The 26666-nt window shown below is 42.0% G+C and carries 18 protein-coding genes; 9 read left to right on the top strand and 9 right to left on the bottom strand.

The genetic code is table 11. The features are described 5' to 3' along the window. The 5 genes from IYN84_RS20630 to IYN84_RS21030 all read left to right on the top strand — a co-directional run. Window positions 1-4113 (top strand): non-ribosomal peptide synthetase (locus IYN84_RS20630; protein WP_196141177.1); only part of this gene is annotated, 4113 nt, incomplete at its 5' end. Next, window positions 4106-5347, top strand: a complete 1242-nt coding sequence (locus IYN84_RS20625; protein ID WP_196141176.1) for an MFS transporter — start codon at window positions 4106-4108, stop codon at window positions 5345-5347. The genes IYN84_RS20630 and IYN84_RS20625, both read left to right, overlap by 8 nt. A gap of 20 nt (window positions 5348-5367) precedes the next feature. Continuing rightward, a complete protein-coding gene (locus IYN84_RS20620; protein WP_196141175.1) occupies window positions 5368-6948 on the top strand; it encodes an NAD(P)-binding domain-containing protein in 1581 nt (526 codons plus the stop codon). A 552-nt stretch (window positions 6949-7500) separates the two neighbouring features. Further along, a complete protein-coding gene (ssb, locus tag IYN84_RS20615) occupies window positions 7501-8025 on the top strand; it encodes a single-stranded DNA-binding protein (protein WP_196141174.1) in 525 nt (174 codons plus the stop codon). Window positions 8026-8140: 115 nt separating this feature from the next. Then, window positions 8141-8437, top strand: a complete 297-nt coding sequence (locus tag IYN84_RS21030) for a hypothetical protein (RefSeq protein ID WP_210330773.1) — start codon at window positions 8141-8143, stop codon at window positions 8435-8437. Between the two features lie 76 nt (window positions 8438-8513). On the opposite strand, the gene IYN84_RS20610 is transcribed toward IYN84_RS21030, so the two are convergent. Continuing rightward, window positions 8514-9035, bottom strand: a complete 522-nt coding sequence (locus tag IYN84_RS20610) for a hypothetical protein (RefSeq protein WP_196141173.1) — start codon at window positions 9033-9035, stop codon at window positions 8514-8516. A gap of 419 nt (window positions 9036-9454) precedes the next feature. After that, complete coding sequence (locus tag IYN84_RS20605) at window positions 9455-10000, bottom strand: peroxiredoxin (protein ID WP_196141172.1); 546 nt, start codon at window positions 9998-10000, stop codon at window positions 9455-9457. A gap of 215 nt (window positions 10001-10215) precedes the next feature. On the opposite strand from IYN84_RS20605, the gene IYN84_RS20600 reads away from it, so the two are divergent. Next, the gene (locus IYN84_RS20600; RefSeq protein ID WP_196141171.1) at window positions 10216-12168 is read left to right on the top strand and encodes an EAL domain-containing protein; all 1953 of its coding nucleotides are present in this window, start codon (window positions 10216-10218) and stop codon (window positions 12166-12168) included. 99 nt (window positions 12169-12267) lie between these two features. Here IYN84_RS20600 and IYN84_RS20595 read toward each other — a convergent pair whose 3' ends face one another. Continuing rightward, entirely contained in the window at window positions 12268-13227 is a 960-nt protein-coding gene (locus IYN84_RS20595) for a porin (RefSeq protein ID WP_196141170.1), read from the bottom strand. A 449-nt stretch (window positions 13228-13676) separates the two neighbouring features. On the opposite strand from IYN84_RS20595, the gene IYN84_RS20590 reads away from it, so the two are divergent. Continuing rightward, on the top strand, window positions 13677-13994 hold the full coding sequence (locus tag IYN84_RS20590; protein ID WP_196141169.1) for a hypothetical protein: 318 nt from the start codon (window positions 13677-13679) through the stop codon (window positions 13992-13994). A gap of 219 nt (window positions 13995-14213) precedes the next feature. Beyond that, on the top strand, window positions 14214-15056 hold the full coding sequence (locus tag IYN84_RS20585; protein WP_196141168.1) for a 1-aminocyclopropane-1-carboxylate deaminase/D-cysteine desulfhydrase: 843 nt from the start codon (window positions 14214-14216) through the stop codon (window positions 15054-15056). A gap of 17 nt (window positions 15057-15073) precedes the next feature. Here IYN84_RS20585 and IYN84_RS20580 read toward each other — a convergent pair whose 3' ends face one another. Genes IYN84_RS20580 through IYN84_RS20565 form a run of 4 tightly spaced genes read right to left on the bottom strand, consistent with a single transcriptional unit; the run spans window position 15074 to window position 19904 of the window. After that, window positions 15074-16153 (bottom strand): MaoC family dehydratase, encoded by a 1080-nt coding sequence (locus IYN84_RS20580; protein ID WP_196141167.1) that lies wholly within the window; start codon window positions 16151-16153, stop codon window positions 15074-15076. 47 nt (window positions 16154-16200) lie between these two features. Next, complete coding sequence (locus tag IYN84_RS20575; protein WP_196141166.1) at window positions 16201-17097, bottom strand: CoA ester lyase; 897 nt, start codon at window positions 17095-17097, stop codon at window positions 16201-16203. Then, on the bottom strand, window positions 17094-18779 hold the full coding sequence (locus IYN84_RS20570; RefSeq protein WP_196141165.1) for an acyl-CoA synthetase: 1686 nt from the start codon (window positions 18777-18779) through the stop codon (window positions 17094-17096). Before IYN84_RS20570 ends, IYN84_RS20575 begins: the two co-directional genes overlap by 4 nt. A gap of 3 nt (window positions 18780-18782) precedes the next feature. Beyond that, the gene (locus tag IYN84_RS20565; protein ID WP_196141164.1) at window positions 18783-19904 is read right to left on the bottom strand and encodes a CoA ester lyase; all 1122 of its coding nucleotides are present in this window, start codon (window positions 19902-19904) and stop codon (window positions 18783-18785) included. Window positions 19905-20416: 512 nt separating this feature from the next. On the opposite strand from IYN84_RS20565, the gene IYN84_RS20560 reads away from it, so the two are divergent. Beyond that, a complete protein-coding gene (locus IYN84_RS20560) occupies window positions 20417-21406 on the top strand; it encodes a CoA ester lyase (RefSeq protein WP_196141163.1) in 990 nt (329 codons plus the stop codon). A gap of 145 nt (window positions 21407-21551) precedes the next feature. Here the strand turns inward: IYN84_RS20560 and IYN84_RS20555 are convergent, their stop codons facing one another. Further along, window positions 21552-25730, bottom strand: a complete 4179-nt coding sequence (locus tag IYN84_RS20555) for a two-component regulator propeller domain-containing protein (RefSeq protein ID WP_196141162.1) — start codon at window positions 25728-25730, stop codon at window positions 21552-21554. Between the two features lie 17 nt (window positions 25731-25747). After that, window positions 25748-26221, bottom strand: coding sequence for a hypothetical protein (locus IYN84_RS20550; protein WP_196141161.1), 474 nt, complete (start codon window positions 26219-26221; stop codon window positions 25748-25750). Window positions 26222-26666 lie beyond the last annotated feature (445 nt).

The raw sequence follows: 26666 nt of genomic DNA, 5'->3' as shown, positions 1-26666 counted from the left end.
TTGGCAACCAGACTAGTTAACAAGGTTCAGCAACGATTCGATGTTAATCTTAGCGTCAAGCAGTTGTTTGAGTCTCCAACCATTAGAAGCTTTGCATCGCTATTAGAGGGTAAAAATTGGAATGCCGGCTTTCAGCCGATCCCCGTTTCTGAGCAAACTTACCCTCCACTTTCATATGCACAAGAGCGATTGTGCTTTTTGCAAAAGCTTGAAAATGTCGGTGCTTCTTACAATATTCCATTAGCGTTCTCTGTCAAGGGGGATGTTGATACTACTGCACTCGAGGCAGCCCTTAACGCACTTGTAGAACGGCATAGTATTTTAAGAACTCGATACACCTCGATTACTGAAAAACAAAATACAAGGTTTTATCAAGAAATCGATGAACAGTGGCAAAGTAAGTTAGACGTTGATAATTGGAGTGGTCTGGCACTAAACGAGAATTCACCAGAAGTTCGGTCTCGTGTTCAAGAGTTAATCACGCGAACGTTTAGTTTAGAGCATGATCCAATATTCAGAGTAAATCTGATTCAACTGGCTGAAGTTTCCATAGTCGTTATAGTGGTACACCACATTGCCGCTGACGGCTGGTCAATGTCCACCGTATTATCTGAAATTTCAGATTACTACCGGCAATGGAGCAAAACAGGAAAAATAGAATATCAACCATTGTCGATTCAGTATAAAGATTTTGCTGCTTGGCAAAAGTCGCATATTGATAGGGTCAAAGCTGAACAGTTAGGTTACTGGTGCGAGCAATTAAACTCGATCCCCGAGTTGCATGCATTACCTTTGGATCACCCCCGTGCCACTAACCAGGACTTTAGCGGATGTCAGATACTTGATGAAATAGAGTCCAACTTAACTCAAGATATTCAACGGTTTTGTCAACAGCATAACATTACCGACTTTATACTTTTACAGTCAGTTTTCGCTTTACTGGTTGCTCGCTATAGTGGCGAGAATGACATTGTTATCGGAACGCCTATCGCTGGTCGAAATCACCCGCAAACTGAGTCGCTTATCGGCTTTTTCGTTAATACTTTAGTTTTGCGTAATCAGATAGGAGACTCTCAAACTTTTGATGATTATTTGACCTGTTCAAAAGAGATGGTTTTGTCAGCTTTCGAACATCAGGATTTGCCTTTTGAATTATTAGTCGAGGCAATTCAACCGAAGAGAAGTTTGGCCTACAATCCGTTGTTCCAGTTGTTCTTTAGCTATCAGGGCGAGAGCGAAGGTGATTTTAAATTAGGTCAACTGGAAGCAAATACTTACCACGTTGAGCAGACTATAGCTAAAACAGATCTAGCGTTATCGATAAAGCAAGAGAATGGTCAGCTACTTTTGTCCTGGGAGTATGCCACTCAATTGTTTGAAGAGTCTACTATCCGGCAGCTTTCACTGGGCTTTAAAACCTTACTAAAAAGTTTAATCGCGAGACCTGAAATCTCAGTCTTTGAAGCGGAACTACTCTCGCAGAAAGAGTATCAACAATTTGAACGCTGGAACCAGACTCAATATGAAATATCTACGGATAAGCCAATACATCGTTTGATAGAAAGTGTCGTTGATAGAAATGAAGATGTTACTGCAGTGTGTTATCAACAGCAAAGTCTTACCTATAAAGAGCTAAATCATCGAGCAAATCAACTAGCAAGATATTTAGTGGAGGAAGGTGTTGAGGTTGGTGATCATGTTGGCATATGTTTAGAGCGCTGTCTTGAGATCCCGGTTGCAATCCTGGCAATTCATAAGGTGGGAGCGGCATATGTTCCGATCGATCCTGCTTTACCTGAAGCGCGCATAAAGTATTTGATAGAAGATGCAAGTATTAGCGTTTTAATTACCAGTGAGCTTCTTCAAAGCAAAATGCCGGAAACAAAATCTTATTGTATTCCTCTCGAATCTATAGAGAAGAAGCTGAACCAGTATGACGGCCATAATCTTGGATACGCGATTAGTCCGGAGCATGGCGCTTATGTAATTTATACCTCCGGTTCAACCGGAATGCCCAAGGGCGTCAAAATAAACCACCGACAACTGGTTCATTCCAATGAGGCCCGCAAGCATTATTATGCGCCTGAACATGTAAATGTTTGCTTGTCTTTTCCTTCTATCTCTTTTGATGCCGGAACTGCGGGAATTTTCTGGACCCTATGTGATGGTGGTCTGTTGTGTATACCGGAGCAGGAAAGCATTCTTGACATGAATTATCTGGCAAACCTGATAGAGCAAAAACAGGTTTCTCATTTAATCATTCCTCCGACGGTCTATCTTAACCTACTGGAAATGGAACTTAATGGTCAATACCTCAAAGCTGTGGTGGTTGGCGGTTCTTCTTTACGTAGCGCCGTGGTTACAAAGCATCAGGAAATGCGGTGGAGCCAGAATGCCAAGTTAGTAAATGAGTATGGTCCAACGGAAGTGAGTATCTGGAGTAGTGCGAAGTCGTTTACCAGAGAAAGCAAAACAGCACCAATATCGATTGGTAAGCCAATCTGCAACACAAGATTCTATGTATTGGATTCAAATCAAAAACCGGTTCCTGTTGGGGTGAGAGGTGAGTTGTATATTGCAGGTGATGGCCTCTCTGAAGGCTACTGGAATAAACCGGAACTAACGGATGAAGCATTTATATCGATTGAGCATCACGCGATTAAAGAAGAGCGTCTCTACCGAACTGGTGACTGGGTGAAATTTTTGCCTAATGGAGATTTGCTATTTTTAGGCCGCGCGGACGAGCAAGTAAAATTGCGAGGACTCAGGATTGAGCTGGGTGAAGTTGAGAGCCAAATTAAACTTGACGATAAAGTAAAGGCCGCGTCTGTTGTCGTTGGCAAAGGAGATGTATTGTCGGCCTATATTGTCGCCAATACACCACTGAAATCTTTATCAGAAGAAGATTCATTTATTCAGGCATTACAGTTGAGATTAGAAAAAGCATTGCCAGAATATATGGTACCTGCATCAATAACTTTGCTGTCAGAACTTCCTTTGACTGCAAATGGCAAGGTCGATAAAAAGCGATTGCCGGCGCCGAAAACTCACTTGGTTGAACACTGCGTGAAGCCTGATAGTGAGCTTGAAAGTCAATTGCTAGCAATCGTTACTCAGGTTCTTGACTGTCAGATGGGGGTGACCTGTAACTTATTTGAAAAAGGTGCCAATTCGTTATCAATTATTTCAATTGTTACCCAGGTGAACAAGATTATTGAGGCGACGATTGCAATCAATCATATATTTGAATCTCAAACCATTCGGCGACTAGCGAATATTATTGAGGGGCAGAAATTGTCGTCGCAACACAACTATTTCTTACCTTTAAAAGCTAGCGGAAATAAAACGCCTATCTTAATAGCTCCCTGTAGTCCTGGATTCGGATCTTACTTGCACGAATTTGCAGAAAATTTTGAAGACCATCCAGTGTATACCTTTCAGGCAAAAGGCTTGTTTGCAGATGGTGAGCCGCAAGATTCTCCACAAGCGTTAGCAGAATTTTATTTGCAACAAGTACCTGCTGAAATATTGGAGAAGAATGTTTGGTTGATGGGACATTCAATTGGATGCGCCGTGATAGCGGAAATGAATCGTATTATGGAGCAGAAACTTGGATATGGCGCAAGTGGTTTGGTGTTACTGGATGGCGGCTATCTACCTGGTACTCCAGTTGAGCCATATGATGCAATGTTGCAGCTCCTTTCAATGCTCAGTGAAAACGCAAATGAAGTAATGAGCAAGCAAGCTGATTGGAGTGAAAATCTTAGCAGAGTCTTTCGGCATCTAAAAGAAAAGGATGAGTTACCTGAGCATGCTGATTTGGATGTGTTTGAAGGAATGTTCAAGACCTATTGTACTCAAATTGAAATGGAGTATCACCAACCCCAAAAAGAATTGCCCGAAGTTTTGTTGATAGAAACTCAAGACTCCAGAGAACGTTATCGAAAAGAAAAATTTCCAAATTGTTATCAATTTTGGAATGAACGCTGTCAACAATTTCATCACTACTTATTACCTTTTGGTCATGTGGCCCTGGTTGCAAATGAGTGTGGAAGTGAAGTTGCTAGCTTAATTAAGGATTACATAAGAGATAAAGGAAAGAACTATGAATGAGCGTGTTGCGGAAATTGAACTTCCGTCTGAGAAAGAAAAGCAAACAAAACTAAACACGCAATTCTACGTGTTTCTTGCTTCATCTTTTATTTACTTTTTTGCAGCCTATTTTTCGGTGATAGCTTTTCCCTGGTTGGTGCTCAGCGCATACGGAAAGGCACAGTATTTAGGTCTGGCGTTAGCCATTCAAGCTAGCTGTCGAGCTGTAATTATGCTGCTGTCCGGTACTGTGATTGACAAGTTTAATCCAAAAACAATGCTTATCGTCAGCCGGGCATTACTAGGGATTTTTCTTGGGCTTTATTGCTTTATCTTATGGATAAATCAGTTGAGTCTCTGGTATGTCTGGTTGTTTGCGATAGTCCATGGCTTGCTTGATGGAATAAATCATCCTGCAGTAAGAACTTTCTTAACTCGTTTAGCGCCTTCCGAGAAACTTGAATTAGCTAATTCGATGCTATTTTCAGGGCAAATGCTAAGCCAGGTGATAGCGCCTCTGGTCGTAGCTACGTTCATCTCAATACCTGAGAATGAAATAGAAGGAGTGATTAATGCATTTGGCCTCGAAGGCATTTTATTAGTGACTTCTCTTTTACCTCTATTTTTCTTACGCCAAAAAATCCAGCAAGAGAAAAGTGAAGAGCCGATGTTTTCCATGCTTAAGTCGGGCGTACGTTACGTACTAAGAAAAAGAGTGTTGAGAGACAATTTGTTGTTTATCGTAGTGGTCGGTTTGTTCGTTGAAGGACCAATTGTTGTTTCTCTTCCACTACTGGTTAAGACGACTCTTAACGAGTCAGTGAAAGGACTTGGTATTTTATTTAGTGCTCATGGAATATCAATGATCGTAGGCATGGCTTTGGCGAGTGCTTTCGCGCCTAAAATAAAGAGGCAAATCAATGCGCTGATAGTCACCAGTTGTGTCGTTCTGGGAATTTGCCTTATTGCACTAAGCCAGGTGACGACTATTGCTTACGCTGCAATATGTCTAGCTTTCGTCGGAATCTTTGCGGGTTGTCTGTTTATCTCGCTCCAGAGCCTAATCCAGCGTAATACCCTTTCGCGGTTTGGTGGGAGGGTGATGGCCTTATTGAGTTTCACTACGGTTGGTCTGGCACCGCTATCTATGGCTGCCGCTGGCTATGCTGCTGATATTTTTCTAGTGAACAATGTCATTCTTTTTATCGGGGGGATCTTGATCCTTATCGCAATTTTTAAATCAACTATTAAATAAACAAAAAAAATGGAGTTATCATGGAACGAAAAAATACTTTCGATTATATAATTTTAGGTGCAGGTCCTGCAGGCTTGCAGCTAGGCTTTCATTTCGAACAAACTGGTGAGGATTACAAGATTCTTGAAGCCGGCGAGCAAGCGGGAACTTCGTTTGAAAAGTTCCCTCGTCATCGTACATTGATTTCTATTAATAAAGTCCACACAGGCTATGATGATAAAGAAGTTAATCTACGCTGGGACTGGAATTCGCTACTAAATGATCATGACGATTTTCTATTTAAGGATTTTGATCAAGACTATTTTCCTCATGCAGATTCATTAGTCGAGTACATGAATGAATATGCCAAACGTTATAATCTTAATATTGATTACGGACAGCGCATATCTTCGATTACGCGCGAAGGTGAAAAGGGTCAGTTTATATTGACTAATGAGCAAGGTGAACAGTACTTCTGTAATAAATTAGTCGTTGCTACAGGATTTGGAAAAGCTAATCAGCCGAATATTCCTGGTATGGAACTGGCAGACTGTTACACTGAAGTTTCGGTTGACCCAAAGGACTTTATTAATCAGGAAGTTCTTATTATCGGTAAAGGTAATTCTGCTTTTGAAACGGCAGACAGTTTAACACCTACAGCATCTGTTATTCATGTTATCAGCCCCGAAGTTTTACAGTTCGCCTGGGAAACACACTATGTTGGACACTTAAGAGCGGTGAACAATAACTTCCTTGATACCTATCAGTTGAAATCTCAGAATGCCCTGTTGGATGCTTTTATAGAAAAAATTGAAATTGTTGACGGTAAATATCATGTCAGTGTGGATTATTTGCATGCCAATGGTGAAAAAGAAGTTCTGGTTTATGACCGTATTATTAACTGTACCGGGTTTAAATTTGATAACAGCATTTTTGATCCGAGCATCAAACCTGAAATGTGCAATATGAATAAATTCCCGATGCAAAATAATGACTGGGAAAGCACCAATGTTAGTGATATGTACTTTGCTGGTACTATCACTCATGTACGCGATTTTAGAAAAACTACTTCAGGCTTTATTCACGGATTCCGTTATAACGTTAAAGCTTTGAGCAAGATACTTAAGCACAAATATAAGGGGGCTGCTATAGAGTCTCGCAATATTGATAGCGATGTAGAATCCATTATTGAAAATGCAATGCAAAGAGTTAACACTTCTTCTGCATTGTGGCAGCAGTTTGGCTTTTTATGTGATGTTATTGACTTGGATGCCGGTCAAGAACAAGCAAAATACTATGATGAGTTGCCAATGGATTATATCCGCGAGGCTTATTTTAAGGATTCCAGACACTACCTTACGGTATCTCTGGAGTTCGGTAAGGTTGTAGGCAATCCGTTTGCGATTGATCGTAATCCTGTACCTGAAAAGGCAAAAGAAAGCGTATTCTTGCATCCTGTTTTTCGCCAGATTGTGGATGGTGAGGTTGTGGGGGAGTTTCATTTACTCGAAAACTTATACGGGGAATGGCACGATCACGAACACCATATTCAACCACTGCGTGAATACCTGACGGAAGCTCTAGCTGTATCTAAGCCTTCTCAAGTCGAAGCAATTGCTTAGTTTGCTATACATTATTTGACCCGGGTTGGTCTTTACTGGCCTGGGTTATCAAGCCCATTCCACTAAATTTTGAAGTGCCCCTTAACGATTTAGATCTCGTTAGATAGAACTGGCAATTTCGTCTGCTATTGAGCAAAATTTCATAAATGAACCTTGGAAGCTATGGTAACTACGCACAGATTCGAAGTGTAATTGATGGAATAATATGCAATTGTCTACGGGGGAAGCGGGCTAGCAATTCTTAGCCAGCAGTAAGCTGAGAAATAAAGCAAGCGACTCATAATCAGAACAATTGTCCATCCAGATGGCCACATAAACTCCTGTCAGGGGGAGATTTTCTTAGAGTAATCCGCTGTTACCATGGCAAATGGCGGTAACAGGCACTTGAATGAAATATCTGAAAAACTGACTGGAAATGTTTTTCACATGGCTTGCCAGTTGTTATATGATATGCAGTTAACGGTATCGGGAATGGGAGTTGGCAATTTGTCCCCAAATTTAGTCATTAGTCTCCTTTCCTTGAAATTCGAGTATATTTTTGGGAGTAGTTGAATGGCCACTAGAGGCGTAAATAAAGTAATTTTGGTCGGTAATCTGGGTCAGGATCCAGAAGTTAGATACACTGCAAACGGTAGTGCAATAACTTCACTGAGTCTGGCAACTAGCGAGAGCTGGAAAGATAAAAATACTGGTCAAATGCAGGAAAAGACTGAGTGGCATCGAGTTTCTCTATTCGGCAAGCTGGCTGAAATTGCTGGTGAATACTTACGAAAAGGCTCTCAGATTTACATTGAAGGTAAATTGCAGACCCGCAAGTGGCAAGACAAACAAGGCCAGGATCGTTATACCACTGAAGTGGTAGTTGATGGCTTTAGTGGCCAAATGCAGATGTTGGGCGGCCGTGCCGAAGGTGGTACTGGCGGTGGAATGAACGCTGGCGGTCAGCAACAAGGAGGCTATCAGCAGCAAGGCGGTGGTTACCAGCAGGCTGCCCCTCAACAGCAGCAGGCACCGCAACAACCTGCGCCAGCTAATACAGGGTTTAATGATTCATTTGATGATGATATCCCGTTTTAGTAAGCAGAGTTAGTTAAGAAAAACCGCTGTATCAGCGGTTTTTTTTTTGCTGTGGGGTTTGGGCGCGCAAAAAAAAGACATAACAATAGGATTTGCATGTCTAGATTGCCGCAAGGTGTTTAAAAAGTACAAGTATATCCAGGATAAGCGAGGAAACTGGAAAGAAGTCGAATATGACACGTTATGTCCTCAATGCTCCAACCCAATGTTTAATACCGGGAGTGCATTTAAGGCTCCTAAATCAACTGATACAAAGGCATGGACCAAATTAAGACCTCTGTTCGAAAATGGATATACCTTTAATTCAGATTTAGGTAATCCATTTAAAACGTTTCTTCAAAATACAAACAAAAAGCCAGAACTGCCTGAGTCTGAATTTAGGAAATCGGTAAGGAAAAGAAATAAAGGATAGTCATTAAAAGAGTCTCAAATTATCAGCCCCAAAATCAGGACTGATAATTGTTATCGGCTTTAAGTGTAACTTTTTCTTAGCGGCTTATATATCCAGCATCAGGGTCTGTATTGGGGTCTGTTATCGACTTAATATACAAAGCTTCAAATTCAGTTCTAAAGCTTTCGATATTGTATTTTTGTTCCAACGCCTGAATTTCCTTGCTGAAGCCTGACAGGTTATAGCGCAGCTTGAGCGCATCCAGTTCTGCCCAAATCGGGTTGTCGGAGTTTGAGTTGGTAACCGGATCATCCGCGACTAAGGCTGGTTGAAACAATACGGTCGTTTTCAGATAACAACCGGTCATGGAAACTTGAGGTTCGCTCGCGTGTGATGCAATCGCATCCTGCAGGCGTCCATTACAAACGCTATAGCTGCCGCCTGTAACTGTATTACCATGAGTGCCATTATGAGTTGGTCCGGCAGTACCATTCGATTGATAGGTCACGCCCCCAATCCAGAGATCGTAGGGGTTGCCCCAGTTAGGTCCGGTGTCCTGAGCTGTAGCTGAAAGACTTAAAGCAGAAAGAATCGCAACAAACAAAGTCTGTTTTTTCATTTTTAATAATCCTGTAAATGTTTTAGTCACTCGGCAACCTGTCGCGAGCCTTGGATAGAAATAGCGCTTTTGAAATGGCGCAAAATCTTCATACTTTTAGCTCTGCTTCCGGTTACCGCTGATTCAGTTCATTGAACTTGCTGCTTAAGATTATGGTAGTGACCTATCTGAGGATATCTATACTTCAGGAAGAAAAAGGAAAAACTGGTAAAATTTGGACAATTTACCTTTGATTGCGGAACAACTCAGGCTTTTTCTGCACTTTGAACATGAAACTCATTGTTCCCTGAAGCCTGTAGTTCTATGGCTTATCTATCTGTGCTGTGGCAGAAATTTTCTACCGCAAGCCTGGAGCCAAAGAATGAGGTGGCTAATCAGGGAAAATGTTTCTGTCCCGTTCAGAAGGTATTTATCCGGAACTACTGCTTTTTAGATTGTTTGTTCTGATAACTTTTCAAGTCTTCTAGCAGCTCTTGAGAATGTGATTTGGGACTGACATCTGAATAATGATGAACAATAATACCTTCAGGGTTGATTACAAAGGTTTCTCGTGAAGCATGAGGCCAGGGTAAAATTCGATTGACTTTCATGGTCTTGCTTAACTTTGCATCGGTGTCTGCTAACAGCGTAAATGGAATTTCATAGGTATCAGCAAAGTCTTTATGAGATTCCACATCATCATAACTGACGCCGACAATGTTTGCTCCCAACGCCTTATACTTTGCATAGTCATTGGTGAAGTTCTGGGCTTCAACGGTACATCCTGGAGTTTTGTCCTTAGGGTAAAAGTAAAGGATTAGCCAATCATTAAGAAAGTCGTTTTTGGTTTTTATCTCGCCTTTTTGATCTGCTAGCTCAAACTCTGGCAAAGGAACACCCTCCCAAATATTTGATGAGGCGAAAACGCTAGCCGAAAAGAAAAAATATGCGAAAGTCGCCATAATGCTAGAAAGTAAAGTTTTCATTGAACAATCTCCAGAATTTTAATTATTTGAACAGTATTCTATTAACTTGGCAATAAGTAATCTTCTCCATTATAGTGAAGAGTTCTTTAATTGCTGTAACAGTAATTAAAGAATGGGCTAAACTTAAATAGTTATTATCTATTTGATTGTGGACGGCTCTTTTCAGGTTGTAGAGCTATTGATAACAGGCTATACAAATCTTAAAGGGATTTCTAATGTTACGACAGAATGCATTCAAGTTTTTGCTAGTCATTGCTTTTCTGCTGTTTTCCAGTTCCCTCTATCAGCAAAGTTTATTTAGTACAACTTTGCAGCAGACCGTTAATAGTGAACGAAACAATCAGGCTCAGCTGGCAGCTCAGGTAAACCTGATTATCGTCCAGCTAGAAAATGAATTGAAGCATCGACAGGGGCTTTCCACACTGTTGCAATCGATTGATAGCATCTCTTCTGTTTCCTATTGGTATTTGCTTGATCATCACGGTCAACGAATTGATAGCAAGATAGGGCGTCACGTCGAAAACGCTGGCGAAGTCATGCAGCAATTTTATTTTACTAATCGTAACAATCAACTTTATACGCTAGTACTATTTTTTAAGCTGGACTCTTCATATGGAAGCGCACTTGGTGGTAATAATCTGATTCTATTAATTACTTTGGTTTTGTTGATAGGTATTAGCGGTTACTACTGGTTTAGACCATTATTTAGAACCGAAGATGCCGCGGTTGATGTATTAAACCAACCCGAGGGGATTTCTGGTAACCAACTAAAGGAAATAGGAACTCCTATCGCTCGAGCTTTGGGGTATCTACTGGCCAGTAATCGAACCCTGACCAAGGACAAACAGGCACTAACCAATGAAATTCGACGAACTTCGTTCATCGATGACATAACGGAGCTGGGAAACCAGATGTTTTTCAAAGCCGAATTTCAAGTGAGACTTCATCAGCATGAGTCGCCGGAAGATGGCCCGGAAACGGGACTCTTAATGTTACTTAGCTTTCGGGAATTTGATCAGGACAATAATCGAGTATTAGATGACGAATTGCTTAAAGAAATCGCCGAAAATCTGCGTCAATTTGTAGCCGGAATGAACGACACTTTGGTGGCCAGATTAAAAGTCACCGATTTTGCTTTACTACTGCCAAATCAGGTGAAGTCTGATGTTGATAAATTATGTAAAAAGCTCATTTCCAATCTTGAAAGAGGAGTCTTTGACAAGACTGCGGTGAAAGAACATTTTGTTGACATTGGTCTGTCTGTCTATCAACAGGGATTTGATTATTATAAGGTCCTCGCTGAGGCTGATATGGCCCTTAGAAATGCGCAGCTTCAGGGTGGCAATAATTGGTATATTTACGGTGAAGTCCTCGCAGACAATAAGGTTCGAGGAAATCTGAAGTGGCGCAGTTTTTTACAAAATGCATTGGATAAGCGAAGAATTAAGCTCTATGGACAGCAGTTAGTCTACTTTGCAAATACAGAAATAGCTGAAGGCGGTCACAATCACCAGGAAGTCTACATGCGCTTGCTTGATGATGATGATGTTTTAACTGCTGATATGTTTTTACCAATGGCAAGGCAGTGTGGTCTGGCGTCGGAATTTGATCGACAGGTAATTGACAGCCTTGTTAAACATTGTCTCTATCTGGAAGACACTGACAAACAATCTCGATTTTCTATCAACCTGTTTTTCTCAAGCCTGCTGGATGAGCGTTTTGTCAGTTGGCTGGTTCGTAAATTATCCTGCTTTCCTCAAATGTGTCATCGCTTTATTTTTGAAGTAAAAGAAACTGAAGTTGTGGATAATCTGGAAGTATTACTTCCTTTAATGAAACAAATTCACCGGCTTGGTGTTCATTGGTGTATTGATCGGTTTGGCTCACCGGATAAGGATTTGGCTTATCTGGAGTCATTGCCGGTTAGTATGATTAAACTAGATCGTAGAATTACCAGAAATATTCATGATGAAAAGTCGCACCAACTGTTAGTTAAATCTTTATTGATTGCATTAAAAGGAAAGTCACTTTTAATTTTTGCGGAAGGGGTTGAAAATGAAGATGAGGCGAGGTGTCTGTCTCGATTAGGAATCGATGGTGCTCAGGGGTACTATTACGCAAAGCCTAAACGTCTTGATACGATTGAAAAATATTTAAAAGCGGTATAATCAAGAGAATAAAAAAGCGCCTGTGAAAGGCGCTAAAAATACTCTGAGGAATATATGGGACGCTCATATCATCAAGCGTCTTCAAATTGAGTTCCTACATTAGAATTTTTGTACAAGACCAAGACCGAAGATGCTGTCATCTAAGCCACTTTCTGCAACTTCACCCATAGTGTAGTAAGTGAAGAAAGTAGTTTTCTTGCCAAGTTTACGGTCATAACCGATAGAGGTTTGTGAGCCGTATTTTGCTTTCGCAACTCCTGACTGCCAGATGTCTGAATCGATCAACTGAAGCTTAAGTGCGCTGTCACCCATTGAGTATTTTACGCTGGCCATAGTGCCATCGAAAGATTCGCCTGAAGCAACTTCAGTGTCTTGAAGCATCAAACCAAACTGCCAGTCACCCATTTTGTACTGTGCCATTGCGCGCATTGTGTCAACGTCAGTACCTTCGATGTCAGAGTCGAAAGATACACCCAGATTTAAATCACCAGTTTTGTATTCAAGTGCCAAAGATGTTCCGTCAGCCAGACCATCATTTACGTCAGTTTGTTCACCAGGAACGAAAGCCAATTTAGCTTTGAAGCCACCCATTTTCGGGGTAGTGTATTGAACGATATTGTCAGCACGCTCTTCGCCGTTGAAGGTGTACTTGATATCGCCACTTAGGTCGCCGAAAAGGTCAATTTTCTTTTGAAGCTTTTTGGTTGGAGTGTCATGACGACCAACGAATACTTCACCGAATCCACCACGTACGCCAACAATTTGGTTACGAGATTTAATGTGGTCATCAGAACTTTTAGAGCTATCTGAAACGTCAACTTCCCATTCCAACTGGTAGAATGCTTCCAGAGAACCTGCTTCGCCTTTTCCTTTGATGCCAAAGCGAGAAGCGTTACTGTTAACTTCCCACTGATCGTCGCCACCGTCGTTGTCAACTTTGTCCAGGGTCACCATGATTTTGCCGTAAACATCAACCCACTCGTCATCCGCAAACGCTGGAGCTGTAGCAGCCATAGTCGCTAGCGCCAGGCTAGATAAAGCGAAAGTTTTGATTTTCATTACTTATTCTCCGATAGATATTAAATAATTTATATATTTAGATTTGTGAACGCTCGGCATTCTAGAGGTTGTATTTGACAGAAATATGACATATATCGCTAATCGATTAAATTCAGAATACAAATTTAGCCCTTTTTTATACTTTTAGTGCGATATTTTATAGGTCATAAAAGATTAACTTTAAAAGTAGGGCGTAAAAAACGAGAGTTAAGCCTAAAATACTGAATGTAAATAATTACGCTGTATTCTGCGAATGATATTCCTTATTACCCTTTGTTAGTGAAAAATGTTTTTTTTAAGTTATTGATAACAAAGGAATCTCTCTTCTGGATGTTAAATGGTTGCTTTTTCACAATGATGGCGCTTAATCGCCAAAATCGATCCGGTTATCCGGTTATAGTTTGAATTTTGACCAATAACGACTAAAATTGCAGGAACTGGCCTGTAGAATGTCGGGTTTAGTGTGGAACCAGGGAAAGCAATCTATTGCTTGCAAAGGCTCTGCGCAGTATCCAGTACAGGTCGAATGTTGGAATGAGGACCAGATAATGAACAAGTCTGTATCGCAAGAAAGTAATTTCAGAGTAATTAATGGTGAAAGGATATACGTTGGGCCGGAACGTCGTATTGAACGTCGTAGAGGTGGTCGTAACGAGAAAGTCGAAACACTATTAAGAAACTTTGGTCTGGACAGACGTCAGCGTCAGGATCGGCGCCGAAAAGATACTTCCTGGCTTGTTACTTCCGCTCAAGTCGTAAATGGCTAGGTGATAATCATCTGGCCGTCCGTTTGGTTTGTCGATTTTTTTCTCGCTAACTGAGCACTTTTTTCTCCCTTAGCCTTTCTTTTTTCATTACCCTGTTTATAATTTCTTTCGCCCATCATTACTGCTTTTTTTATCGTGCAATTTCGCAAAGTATCACATCTGTATTCACTGCTAGGAAACTCCCTTGTACATCCGGTTCTGCACCCATCTGCAGAGAAAATGAAAGTTAGTCTGGAAATAAAGCGCGACGATCTGCTGCATCCGCTCATCTCCGGCAACAAGTGGCGGAAGTTGAAGCACCTCTTATTAGCTATTGAGGAACAAGGGAGTCGCAGCGTTGCGGTAATGGGAGGAAGGTATTCCAATTTGCTTCATACAGTGTCCTACATCGGCTATCTTCTAGGCTGGAAAGTTAAACTTTATGTTCGCGGTTATCCAGAACAGCCTTTAACCCCAATGCTTAAAGATGCACTGCGCTGGGGAGCCACTATCCATCTTGTCGATCGGCAAGCGTTTCGTGAGCTTAGGGAGGCTCCACCGAAACTTGAAGAGGAGAGCTTCTGGATACCTGAAGGAGGCTTTGACCGATTAGCCGTTAAAGGAACCATTGAGTCTTTGATGGAAGTGCCAAAAAGCTATGATTATATTGTGATTGCCAGTGCAACAGGTACGAGTATGGCGGGCTATATTCAAGCTACGCGTTATATGAAATTGCAAACAAAAGTATTGGGGGTAGCTGTCCTTAAGAACGATGATGAAATTGAGCAGCACCTTAACCAGTTATTAGCGCAGGAAGAAGCTGGCTACCATTTACTGGAAAAACATTGGCAAGATAGTCATCGGGTGATCAAAGGATACGAATTTGGCGGTTATGCCAAGTCGACTAGTGAGCTAGATGGTTTTATCGAAAAGTTTGAAGCTCAATACCATATTCCGCTTGAAAGAGTTTATAGCGGAAAATCGTTTTTCGCGACGATCGACTTGATAGAAGGTGGCTACTTTGAAGCTGGAAGCCGTATTCTTCTTATTCATTGTGGAGGCTTACAGGGGCTTCGCCAGTAATTCGTGTGGAAGAATACTTAACGATAAACCAGTGCCCAAAAATCCAGATCCAGCACTAGATTATCATGATAGCGAGTACGACCATTATCCTGACGGTACATAAACTCCATCAGGTCGGGGGAATCATTCTTTATGCCCAGCATTCTCAAGCGAAGCAATCCGTAATCGTCTCTTCCCTCAACCCTTTTCTTATCGATGATTTCGCTATGGCAATAGATAGTGTCGCCGGCGAAACTCGGATTGGCATGGGTGCCGCCATTGATAGCGCAAAGCCAGAGTGCATTGCCCAGGCCGTTGTAGGAAAGAGCTCGGCACAGCGAAATAATGTGTCCGCCGTAAACCAGTCGCTTGCCATGGTGGCTGGAGTCCATCATTTTCTGGTCGAAATGAACTCGGGCGTTGTTCTGGTAGAGGCGGGTTGCCAGTGAGTGATCGCTGTCGTTAATCGTGATGCCATCACGATGAAAGATACTGTCGCCTATCTCAAAATCATTAAATCGGTACTGGTTATCGCCGTCGGAACTTTTCCAGCCGGACAAGTCGAGCGTTTCCGGTAGAGGTATATCTGTGGCGTCGAGTGTTTTGCTAAATTCAGGAATTTGTGGCCTGGTATCAGGTGTTGATGATTGACGTTTTTCGACCATCACCCAGCGGATCCAGCTCACAATTAGTTGAGCTGACTGGTTTATTGCCTGTGAATGTACATAGACAACGCCGTTTTTACCATTGGAGTTTTCTTTAAGGCCAATTACTTCACTAGTGACTGACAGAGTGTCTCCTGCAAAACAGGGATGATAAAATTTTACTTCAGCATATCCCAAATTCGCCACTGCATTCAGCGAAATGTCGTTGACGGTTTTTCCAAATGCAATATGAAAAACCAGAAAGTTATCCAGCGGAGTGGTGTTAAATCCACAATTTTTAGCGACAGTGTCTGCGCAGTGGAGTGCAAAACGGCTACCGGTGAGCGCAGTGTAAAGAGAAGAATCTCCCTGAGTTATGGTTCTGGGTACACCGTGAACAAACTTTTGACCGATGGAAAAATCTTCAAAAAAGTTTCCTTCCGGAGTTGCCAGTCTTCGTCCCGCTTTACTCATTCATTTATCCTTTTACTGCTCGCTAGAAAAGCAAGATTGTCATTAGGTTATTTTTCAGGACCAATTAATTCACTCTGACCCAACTCATGCACCTGGTTGTAGAGTGCGATGACACGTCTGGCCCATTGTTCAAGAGAAGGCTCTATCAAACGGTCATTAATTACCGCAGTGCTGCGGCCTCGTTCGTGAGCTTCTCCGATAGCTTCGATAATCATTTTGGCGCGTTTAACGTCTTCGCCTTTGGGGGTGAAGGCATCATTGGTATAGGCCAGCTGAACCGGGTGGATGACAGCCTTTCCATCAAAGCCAAGATCTCTGGCTTGTCGGCAGGAAAATTCACAAGCTTCGATATTTTTTAAATCAAAGTGAGGTCCATCGATAATACATCGATCGTGCGCGCGTGCAGCAAGAATACACATGGACAAACTGGTTAACAGACCTGTGCGATCCTGGGTCAGGTTAATACGTAGTGAATTGGCAAGATCGGTAGTTCCCATCACAATTGCGCTTAATCTATTACTGGCGCCTGCAATTTCTTCCGCTCTCAGCACGCCTTTTGGACTTTCAATATTTGCCATGACGTCCAGATGACTTCCGCCTAGTTCATCCAGCGTGGCGATAGCCGCCTTGAGTTGACCTCCGCTCTCGACACTTGGAAAGAGAACTCCGTCGACATTCAAGCTCACGGCTGCGCGCAAGTCATCCATTCCCCAATCTGAGTCGAGAGAGTTGATTCGAATAATCTTTTCTGAATATCCAAAGTCATTGTTCTCCAATGACTTGATCAGCAGTGCTCGTCCGTTTTCTTTATGCTGCGGCGGTACAGACTCTTGCAAATCAAAAACGATTGTATCGACCGGCAGTTTTCTCGCTTTTTCTATATGTCTTGGTTCGTGTGCGGTAACGTATAACACGCTGCGACGCGGACGATATTGAAAGCTCATGCGGTTTCTCCCTTTTCTTGTTGCGCTCTTATTTCTGCCAGTTGTTGTAGCATCTGTTTTCTAAGGACTTTACCGTTTTTGGTCCTGGGAAAGTCATCATACAGATGGGCAATCTTGGGCGCTTTATATTTGGCAAGCTGTTGGCTGCCAAACTCTAGTAATTCGGATTCGGTTAGTTCACTGTCTTTAACCGGTATGACACAGATACTGACCAGTGTCTTATCTTTGGCAATGTCTTCTCCCAGCGCGACGCAATCAGCGACCTTGGGGTGAGTTTTGATCACTCGCTCAATTTCATGGGGGGAAACGCGATAACCGAAAGTATTGATAATGTCATCTTTTCTTCCCAGGAACCAGATATAGCCTTCTGCGTCCATTCGTGCATAGTCACCGGTGAAAAAGTAGCCATCATGGCGAGCTTTTTCAGTTTCCTCTGGTAGTTGCCAGTAATTTAAAAACAGTCCCGGGTCATTTTCCGGAATGGCGATCATACCTTCTTCGCCTGGTTTACTGGGTTCCCCTTCACCGTCGAGTAGCATGACATTGTGTCCGGGTTGCGGAAAACCCGCTGCTCCAGGCTTAATCGGTGCTCCTCTATGTTGGGAAATATAGTATGAAAACTCTGACATACCGATAGCTTCATAGACATCCATTTCGAACCTGTCTCGCCAGGCAAGTAGCATTTCGTCCGAAAGATGCTCTCCGGCGCTCATGCAATGGCGAAGTGATGGAACGTCTTTCGCGCCAAACTGGGTTTTCTGAATGATCTGACGGTAGATAGTTGGCACGCCGATAAATATGGTGCAGTTGTGTTTCTTAATCAGTTCCGGCCAGGTATTGGCATCGTTAGGTCCCTCGTGGACAATCACTGTCTGCCCATGAAATAGTGGATCCATCAGTGCAGAACCCAGAACATAGGTCCAGTTGAATTTTCCAGAATGCATGATGCGGTCACCCGGCTTAAAATCAAACCAGTAGCGGCTGGCAGGCAAGCGGCCGATAAGAGAGCGGTGCGCATGGAGCACGCCTTTTGGGTAGCCCGTGGTCCCTGAGGTGTAAACCAGATAAGCCGGATCATGTGGTGAAGAAGCAATTACCTGATGTTGCGCTGAAGCTTCAACCAGTAGTTGTTCAAAGTCACACAACTTGACTGGCGAGTTTTGCGGAGATTCAGGGAGATCTCCCGGCCCGGCAAGGTAGATGGCTTCAAGCTGAGTATCTTCATCCAGCAGGCTCTTTAATTCCTGCCACATTGACTTGGCTGCTATCAATACTTTGGCGCCTGAGTCCTTGGCCAGATAGGCAACTTCTGAAGCCGCCAATAGCGTCGAGGTAGGCACTGCGATAGCACCCTGTCGGATACAACCGAAAAAGCTAACCGGGTAGTCGGTCGAGTTGGGGAGTCGGATTAATACCCTGTCCCCGGTCACTATACCATTTGAGCTTAGCGCATTGGCCAGACGCGCGCTCTGTTCATCCAGCGATTGATAACTCAGTTGCTTGGTTCCCAGAGCATGATCTTCCACAATTAGCGCAATGTTGTCACCATTACCGGAAGCTACATGAGAACAAACACACGCCTGGGTAATGTTAAATTCTTGCGGAAGAGTCCATTGCCACTCACCATCTACCTGATTTAAATAGGTATCGAACCTGGAGGTTTTTTCTGATTTCGCAGTCATTGCTTAAATCCTTCCGTATGGCCAGTTTTCTCGGATCACATGGATCGGTAGCTTCTTCAGAACATCCATGGCAAAAAGCTTGTCTTCAGGCGAGAGAGACTTCAATGCGTAGGCTCTTAATAGCGTTTGCAGGGCTTTACCAAACATCGGGGGATCCAGCATTTCACCTTCGAATTTTATCGCTCCACCTAGCAGGGCATCGGCATCGATTGCTGCCTTAAGAATGTTTACATTACGTTGAATAATCAGCGGTGAGGGAGTAAAGGCAACCTTACAAAGGTGGATGTGGTATGGATGGATAACCTGCTTTCCGGTCAGTCCCATTTGAGCCTCGACGGTAGCGTGGCGGTGAACGACATGGCTTTCATGATCGCCGTGCAAATCTAACCAGCGTCTGACGTCATGAGGCTCAATATTTTTTTCGGGCATTGGTGTGTCGTTAATAAGTACTTCCACACCCCCTATAACCCCAGTTCCGGAGATTCTTGCTTCCAGTAAGAGGTTACGTAAGTAGGTTTTTAACTCGTCGATCCAGCCTTCTGGAGTAAGATGGATAGCCATGGCTTTGGAGAAGTCGTGAATCCCAAAGACAACATGTTTAACAGTAGAGAAGGCCATTAAATCCGGTGCTATTTTCAGCGAACGAGGATGCTCGATAATCGGTTGAATTTCAATGTCGGGGTTTACTCCTACCAACCATGAAGATAGATCGCGAATCTCTGCTGGCCCATACATTTCACCTGCTTTAGCCAGGATAATTACATCGATATATTCAGCTACCTCCTGAATCATTTCCAGGTCTTTTTCGTACTCTTCGGTACGGAACGGATTAATTCTGACCGCAATCTGGAATTTTCGCTCCGGGAACTTAGGTAGCTCATTGCGCAGCAGCTCACGACTCATTTCTTTTTGACGGCAGCCATCTTCAAGGTCAAACAGCAGGGTATGTGCAGGGCAGTTGTGAGCATGTCTTCTCAGTCTTTCAACGGCATCTTCCATGGTTTCATACTCGCCGCGTGCGGGCGAATACTTTACTGGCGGGTAATACAACTGAATGCCAGGCCAAAAGCCGCCAAGCACATCTTCTTCGTTTACCTGTTCCAGGAATTCGTTATGGTAGTTCATATCTGCCTGTCCTTTAGGTTGCTTCTATTACCAAAGATATTTCTTACGCTTCAAATTATCACTTGAGCCCTTTTAAAATGGTGCTCATGCGCCATCAGGTGGCCATGGATTTTATTAAAATTAATTTCCCAAATTGCCATTTGTTCGTTATTGTTGAGCTTGTTATTCTAACTGGTCCGATGTCTTGCGTTCAATCTAACTGAAAAGTTGCAGGATTTCAAACCTGTTGTGAGTTCAAAAGCGCTTTAAATTAGTCAGTAGTTTGATTTGAAACCATGATCTGACATATGTCTATTGGCAATCAGTCGCAGATCACTGGCCGTTTGTCGCTCAGCTCTTATTTCAGGTTAAAGGATTCAGGTCAAAACTCGTACAACAAATTGCCTATATGCAGTATAGGAAGAAGCGAGTTGATTCGGGCAAAAAATGGTGCGATAACTAATAAAAGGTCAGCGAAAATGCCAAAAAGAGGCTAATTTAACTTCTGACCACCAATTAATAAGGAGCAAATAATGGCAGCAAGCGTTCATCCTAACGATGCACTATTTGATGAGGAAAAGCCGTTTCCGGTGATCCCTAGTTGTGAGCATTTCGCCGGTAGTGAAAAATTGATCTTAAAAGCTCTGGAACTTCAGCAGAAAATGGGGCCCGTGTTTGATATTACCTGTGATTGTGAAGACGGCGCTGCAGCCGGCTTTGAGGCTGAACATGCTGAAATGGTCGCAAGAGTGATCTCCAGTGATTCCAACATCCACGGAATGATGGGGGTTCGAATTCACGATTATACTCACCCTCACTGGAAAAAAGATGTCGATATCCTGGTGCCGAAAATCGGTGAAAAAGTAGCCTATATTACCTTGCCAAAATGCACAAGGGCGGCACAAATTGCAGAGATGGTTTCCTATATCAAACAGGTGGCACGGGAAAACGATATTCATCGGGCGATTCCTATTCATGTTCTGATTGAGACTCATGGTGCTTTAAAAGAGGTATGGCAAATTGCAGAGGTTGACTGGATCCAGGTATTGGACTTCGGCATGATGGATTTTGTCAGTGGTCACAATGGGGCTATTCCTGCAGCCTGTATGCGCAGTCCCGGTCAGTTTGATCATCCTTTGCTCGCCAGAGCAAAAACTGAAATGGTGGCGGCAGCACTAGCCAACGGCATAGTTCCTGCCCACAATGTAACCCTCGATCTCAAGAATGCAGAGCAAACTTTGGCTGATGCAAAACGTGCGCGTAATGAATTTGGTTTCTTGCGAATGTGGAGTATTTATCCTACTCAAATTCAGGCTATCGTTGATGCAATGAAGCCAGATTATTCTGAAGTAGAAGATGCGCAGGGAATTTTACTGGCCGCGCAAGCTGCTGACTGGGGACCGATTCAATTTAAAGGTGAGCTGCATGACAGAGCGACCTATCGCTATTACTGGCAGCTTTTGCAGCGGGCGAATGTGAGTGGACTGGAACTTTCTGAAGAGGCTAAGAAGGCTTTCTTTTAGAGACTTAAACGCCATAAAACGAGAAGACGCCAGAAGGCGTCTTTTTTGTATTAAAATAGTATTCGAAATTTTGAAAACTACGTGCTACCGGGATTGTCTTTTAGTTGAAACTTGAGAAAAGTTTGCTAATAATTCTTGAGAAATATTAGCCCTCCTTCTGATCTATAAGACTACTCGGCGCTTGTCCAAAATGAGCTTTAAAACATTTGCTAAAGTAACTATGTGAAGAAAAACCAACTTCCAGCGCTACTTGATTAACTGAGAATCCCTGAAGTAACAAATGTTTCGCCTTTTCCAGACGAAATCGCCGTAAGTAGTCAGATGGGGTCATATCCACGACCTGTTTCGTTTTTCTGAAAAGCTGACGTAAGCTCATGTGATTTGCGTCCGCTATGCTTTGATTCGTGACGCTGGCATCTTTGTAGAGTTTTTCGATTGATTGGTTGAGTTGGAGCAAGAATTTGTCTTGTGCGGTGAAACTGTGCTCGGATTCCGGCTGTTCACCAAAAGGGGATGCGTTGACCTCAAAATTAGCCTTTAGGTCTAAATTCGATATTTGGGTAAAAGCCGTGTCTGAAAAACGCCTTTTTAGTAGGTTTCTAATGTCTATCAAACTTTTTAATCTAAGTTTAAGTTCTTCTACATCGAATGGCTTTGTCAGGTATTCATCGGCTTTGTATTTCCACCCTTTAAGTCTACTCTTTCTATCTCCCCGAGCAGTGAGAAGAACAATTGGGATATGATTTGTCACTCTATTTTCACGGATTGCTTTTGTTACTTCATAGCCATCCTTATTTGGCATCATAATATCACTAATGATTAAATCGGGAACTCTGGCCTCCGCAATCTGAATACCTTTTTCGCCGTCGTCAGCAATGATTACCTGATATTCGTCTTTAATGCATGAGGCTATGTATTGCTGCATGTCCTGATTATCCTCGATAACAAGCACCAGGGGACTTTCGTCAGTTTCGATGTCAGAAGAATGGCTATTTTCGTCGGTTCCGAGTTTTTTTCCATCCTTAAAGCTTTCGATTTCTAATGAAAGCAAATCACTACTTTCTTGATAGTCAGCTATAACTTCATTGGTTTCATTTACAATAGGTAAATATACCGAAACAGTTGTTCCTTTGCCTACCGTACTCTCAATTTTTATTCTGCCATGCTGGCTTTCTACGAGATTTTTTACCAAGGCCAGACCAATGCCTGCTCCTGGTACCTGTTCGCTATCCTGAGTGAGAACTCGGCTGTACCGTTCAAAAACAAAATCCAGCTTGTCAGCGGCGATGCCAATTCCAGAGTCTGAAACCCTTATTTCAAGGTAGTTGTTGACCGTTCTTGTTGTTTCAATTGTAATTGTACCACCGGAGGGGGTGTACTTTATTGCGTTGGATAGAAGGTTGAGTAATATTTTTTCCAAACTGTCACTGGTTAGCTGACAGTTCACTTGCGCCAATTTCAGGACTGTGACTGCTACTCCTTTTTCCTTACCCAAATCAGAAAAAGCCTCTGTTAACATGCGAGTCGTTTTTTCTGTGTCGTAAAGCCGCTTCTGAGTAATACCTAGTATTCGGAATGTCTCTAAGTCAAGCAGCTGATTTACCAGTCTAAGTAAGCGATGGCCGTTGCGTTTTATCACATTTAAGCTGTTTAATTGCGCTTCGTTTGGTTGCTCGCTGAGCAGGCGACGTACTGGTCCCAATATGAGCGTTAATGGTGTTCTGAACTCATGCGATATATTCGCAAACTCTTCATTTTTACGATCGAGTAACAATTCGACCTTTTTCTTCTCTTCTGACAGTTCTTCTGTTCTGTCAAATATCATTTTCTCCAGTAACTGCGAACGCTTTTTCAGATGTCTGGTTCTGTAGGCAATGAATGAAAAAACAAAAATAACTAGCGTTATCACATAGGCGATATATGCAAAAGGATTTGCCCACCAAGGAGGAGAGATAACAATTTTTATTGATGCGCTTTGGTTACTCCATTGACCATTGCTATTGCTGGCTCTGACCGAGAATTTATATTCTCCAGGTGCCAGGTTGGTGTAATTGACGTGTCGCGTATTAAATTCTGTATCTCGCCAGTCATGATAGTTTTCCAGTTTATACTGGTATTTTATTCGATCTGCTTCACTATGGTTTATTGCTACAAACGAAAAGTTTAGATTGTTTTGGAAATGCTTTAGCTTTAGCTGGGTTTTCTCAATAACTAAACTAGAAAGTGGTTTTTCAATTCCATTTTCTTCGACAAATGGTAATTCAAAATTCACTTTTACTTCTGTTATTATTGGAGTGTTTTCTCTTTGTTTAGAAAGCTCGTCCTGAGTAAAAACTCTATTAATTCCCTGAGAACCTCCAAGCCAAAGTTGCTTCATTCGAGCGTTGTAATATGCGGTTGGAGGCCAGTCATTCCCTTGAAGTCCATCGGTATCAAAGAAATTTGAAAATGAGTCGTTTTCTTCTCTATATACTGATAGGCCATTTTCTGTACCTATCCAAAGTTTATTCTGTGTGTCGGCAATAATACTCCAAATTGAATTATTAGGCAGCCCTTTGGATTGATTATATCTATTAATGCTTTTATCATTAATGTTAAATTTAAACAGACCATCCCCCTGACTGCCTAACCATAGGTTATTGTTCTTATCTTTTGTCGCCGCAAATATATTTTCTGGAATGCCTGGGGCAGTTTTTGATTTTCTTACAAAGTTTTTGACTTGATCATTTTCTTTGTTATACGAAACAAGACCATGACCCTCAACTGAGAACCATATATATTCATCTTGTTCTATGATTGTTTGAGATGTAAAACCTTCAATGTTTAAAGCTTTTTCTATTATCGGCGAAATAAGCTTGAACTCATTAGTTTTTGTGTTTAGCGTAGCGATTCCGTAATCTTGCATTGCAAGCCATAGGAGATCGTTTTTGCCATTCAATATTTTATAAATAAAAGCGGTATTTAAAATTTTCTCCGCTATACTTCCTTTTTTTTGCTCTACACGGGTGAATTTTTGATTGTTTCGATCATATTTGATTAGTCCTTCATTATATGAGGATATCCAAATTTGTCCGTGGTCGTCTTCTTTAATATCAAAAACCAGTTCGAAATTGGTGTCAGTGAGTTCAATATTTGTTGCATTGTAGAGTTGGCATTTTTTTTGTTTGAGATCTACACGATTTAATCCTTGTCCCTCAACACCAATCCATAAATTGTCAAAACTATCATAAAAAATAGCATAAACTGAGTTTCCTGCCAGACAGTTTTTTAAATTGAACTGCTTCTGAAAAAGGTCAAACTGTTTTAAACCATAGTGAATTTTATTTACGCCAACGTCAGAGCCGATCCAAATCTCATCGTTCTGGTCTAAGAATATAGTGTTGACAGTATTAGACGATAGGGAATTTGAATCGTCTTGGTCGTGAGAATATTGTAGTGGAATGTTCATTTTTTGAGAATAGAATAACACACCGTCGTTCATCGTCCCTATCACAAAATCGCCATTTTCTTCTTTGAATATTGATAGAATCTTGACATTTGAAAACTGGGAATTTTCTAACAGAGAACCTGTGAGCCTATTATTCTTTTTCGAAAATATCTTTATACCTTTGCTTGTTCCCAATAATAGCTGACCTTTATGAGAAACAATGCTTGTTACGGAAATATTTTTGTTTATTAGTCTTTGTATAAGTTTTTTATTTTGAGGGTCCACCTGGCTAAAGCTATCCTGTGTTCCGACCCAGATGCTTCCATCACTATCTTCAAAAAAACTTAGGATTCTGGACTCTCTTTCAGAATCTGGCTGTGAGTCATGTGAGTAGGAAGTGACTGAAAGGTGTTTATCAATTTTTAAAACACCATTTCTTCTTGTTCCAACCCAAATATTTTGGTGTTTGTCTTCATACAAAGCAGTGATGCTGACTTTGGAAGCACTATTTCCGAGTTTTACCTGCCTAAAGTTATCAAACTGCTCGTTGTAGATAGCCAGACCGTAGCTTGTTCCTACCCAGAGTTTTTTCTCGCTAGTGTAGAGGAGCTGGTTAACATCATGATAAGGAAGAGAGTCTGTTGTTAGTTCGTCGGGAACATACTTGGTTAAACTGTAGCCATCAAAGCGGAACAAGCCACTAGAGCCTGCTATCCAGATAAAGCCGTACTTATCCTGTTCGATTGAACTTACGAACTTAACATCGTTGAATTGTGAGGTACTATACCGGGTTACCAGTTTCGACTTTTGTAGGAAAATAGTGCTTTTTGCCTGGGCAGGAACGCCCAGACAAAGAAAACCTGACAGTAACAATATCCTTGTAGTTATTTTTAGCATTTTTATGTGCCGTAAGATTAAAATGGGTCGGGATCTTCTTCAGGATCTGTAGGGAGGCCAACGTTATTGGTCGTACCGGAGCAGACTCGGCATTTATCATCTAAATCAGACATAACCTGAGCGATAAACCATGACTCGCCACCGCCAGATCGGCTGGCTACTGTGCATGAAACAACTGCAGAACTGATTTCGCTACAGTAATTGAGAGCGTCAGTTTGTTCAACAAAAGGCATTTCCTGGTTTAGTAGATCTTCGTCAAACTCCCTGATTCTATAATCAACTACCCAGTCCCATCCCCATTTATAGTGATAGCGTAGATCGTAGTTACAATAATCAGTAACGTCACTGACATTGGTACAGAAATCCTGAGCGTCTATCAGATGATCAAAGCTCAATATTCCAACGTCTCCCGGATTGGCTTGAATGCTGTCTGATAAGCTTGCTCCCCAGAGCAATGTCAAAATGGCAACAGTTTTTTGTATCGCTTTCAAATTATTCTCCTTATATCAATAGTTGAACATCTTGAGTTCCATTACATACTCAGCGCTACTTTGCCGCTGATTATAAAACAAACAAAAAAGTAAAGTTTCAAAAGCCTGAGCTCTACTATTGGTTCATTCGTTCAAATCTCAATTTCGGAAGCTATTTTACTGTAAATATCACGCCACATGATGTGACATTTTACCGATGGGCACGATTTTGCAACCTCTTGGCACTCCTGTAATAACCTGATTTTAAAGAATTAATCAAAAATACCGTCGAAGCAACCGAGGCTCCTGTGTCGTGCTGAATTTTTGAGCAGCCGGATATAAGGAGGCACGAATTGCCCTTTGTAGGCAGCACCACTTGGTATCAAGGCGAGGTCTGTAGTTAACACGCTACCGAAATTCGTTGAGCTGCAAACTTGTTTGGGATTCTCCAACCCATCATGAGTGT

It is taken from the genome of Aliikangiella sp. G2MR2-5, assembly GCF_015687155.1.
GTDB lineage: Bacteria > Pseudomonadota > Gammaproteobacteria > Enterobacterales > Kangiellaceae > Aliikangiella.
This window is presented reverse-complemented; position numbering and strand designations above follow the sequence as displayed.

Bases quoted from the DNA above. Each gene is read 5' to 3' on its own strand.
- IYN84_RS20595 (WP_196141170.1), bottom strand. From the start codon at position 13,227: ATGAAAATCAAAACTTTCGCTTTATCTAGCCTGGCGCTAGCGACTATG.
- IYN84_RS20605 (WP_196141172.1), bottom strand. From the start codon at position 10,000: ATGAAAACTTTACTTTCTAGCATTATGGCGACTTTCGCATATTTTTTC.
- IYN84_RS20625 (WP_196141176.1), top strand. From the start codon at position 4,106: ATGAATGAGCGTGTTGCGGAAATTGAACTTCCGTCTGAGAAAGAAAAG.
- IYN84_RS20585 (WP_196141168.1), top strand. From the start codon at position 14,214: ATGAAAGTTAGTCTGGAAATAAAGCGCGACGATCTGCTGCATCCGCTC.
- IYN84_RS20570 (WP_196141165.1), bottom strand. From the start codon at position 18,779: ATGACTGCGAAATCAGAAAAAACCTCCAGGTTCGATACCTATTTAAAT.
- IYN84_RS20600 (WP_196141171.1), top strand. From the start codon at position 10,216: ATGTTACGACAGAATGCATTCAAGTTTTTGCTAGTCATTGCTTTTCTG.
- ssb (WP_196141174.1), top strand. From the start codon at position 7,501: ATGGCCACTAGAGGCGTAAATAAAGTAATTTTGGTCGGTAATCTGGGT.
- IYN84_RS20610 (WP_196141173.1), bottom strand. From the start codon at position 9,035: ATGAAAAAACAGACTTTGTTTGTTGCGATTCTTTCTGCTTTAAGTCTT.
- IYN84_RS20580 (WP_196141167.1), bottom strand. From the start codon at position 16,153: ATGAGTAAAGCGGGACGAAGACTGGCAACTCCGGAAGGAAACTTTTTT.
- IYN84_RS20575 (WP_196141166.1), bottom strand. From the start codon at position 17,097: ATGAGCTTTCAATATCGTCCGCGTCGCAGCGTGTTATACGTTACCGCA.
- IYN84_RS20555 (WP_196141162.1), bottom strand. From the start codon at position 25,730: ATGCTAAAAATAACTACAAGGATATTGTTACTGTCAGGTTTTCTTTGT.
- IYN84_RS20565 (WP_196141164.1), bottom strand. From the start codon at position 19,904: ATGAACTACCATAACGAATTCCTGGAACAGGTAAACGAAGAAGATGTG.
- IYN84_RS20590 (WP_196141169.1), top strand. From the start codon at position 13,677: ATGTCGGGTTTAGTGTGGAACCAGGGAAAGCAATCTATTGCTTGCAAA.
- IYN84_RS20620 (WP_196141175.1), top strand. From the start codon at position 5,368: ATGGAACGAAAAAATACTTTCGATTATATAATTTTAGGTGCAGGTCCT.
- IYN84_RS20560 (WP_196141163.1), top strand. From the start codon at position 20,417: ATGGCAGCAAGCGTTCATCCTAACGATGCACTATTTGATGAGGAAAAG.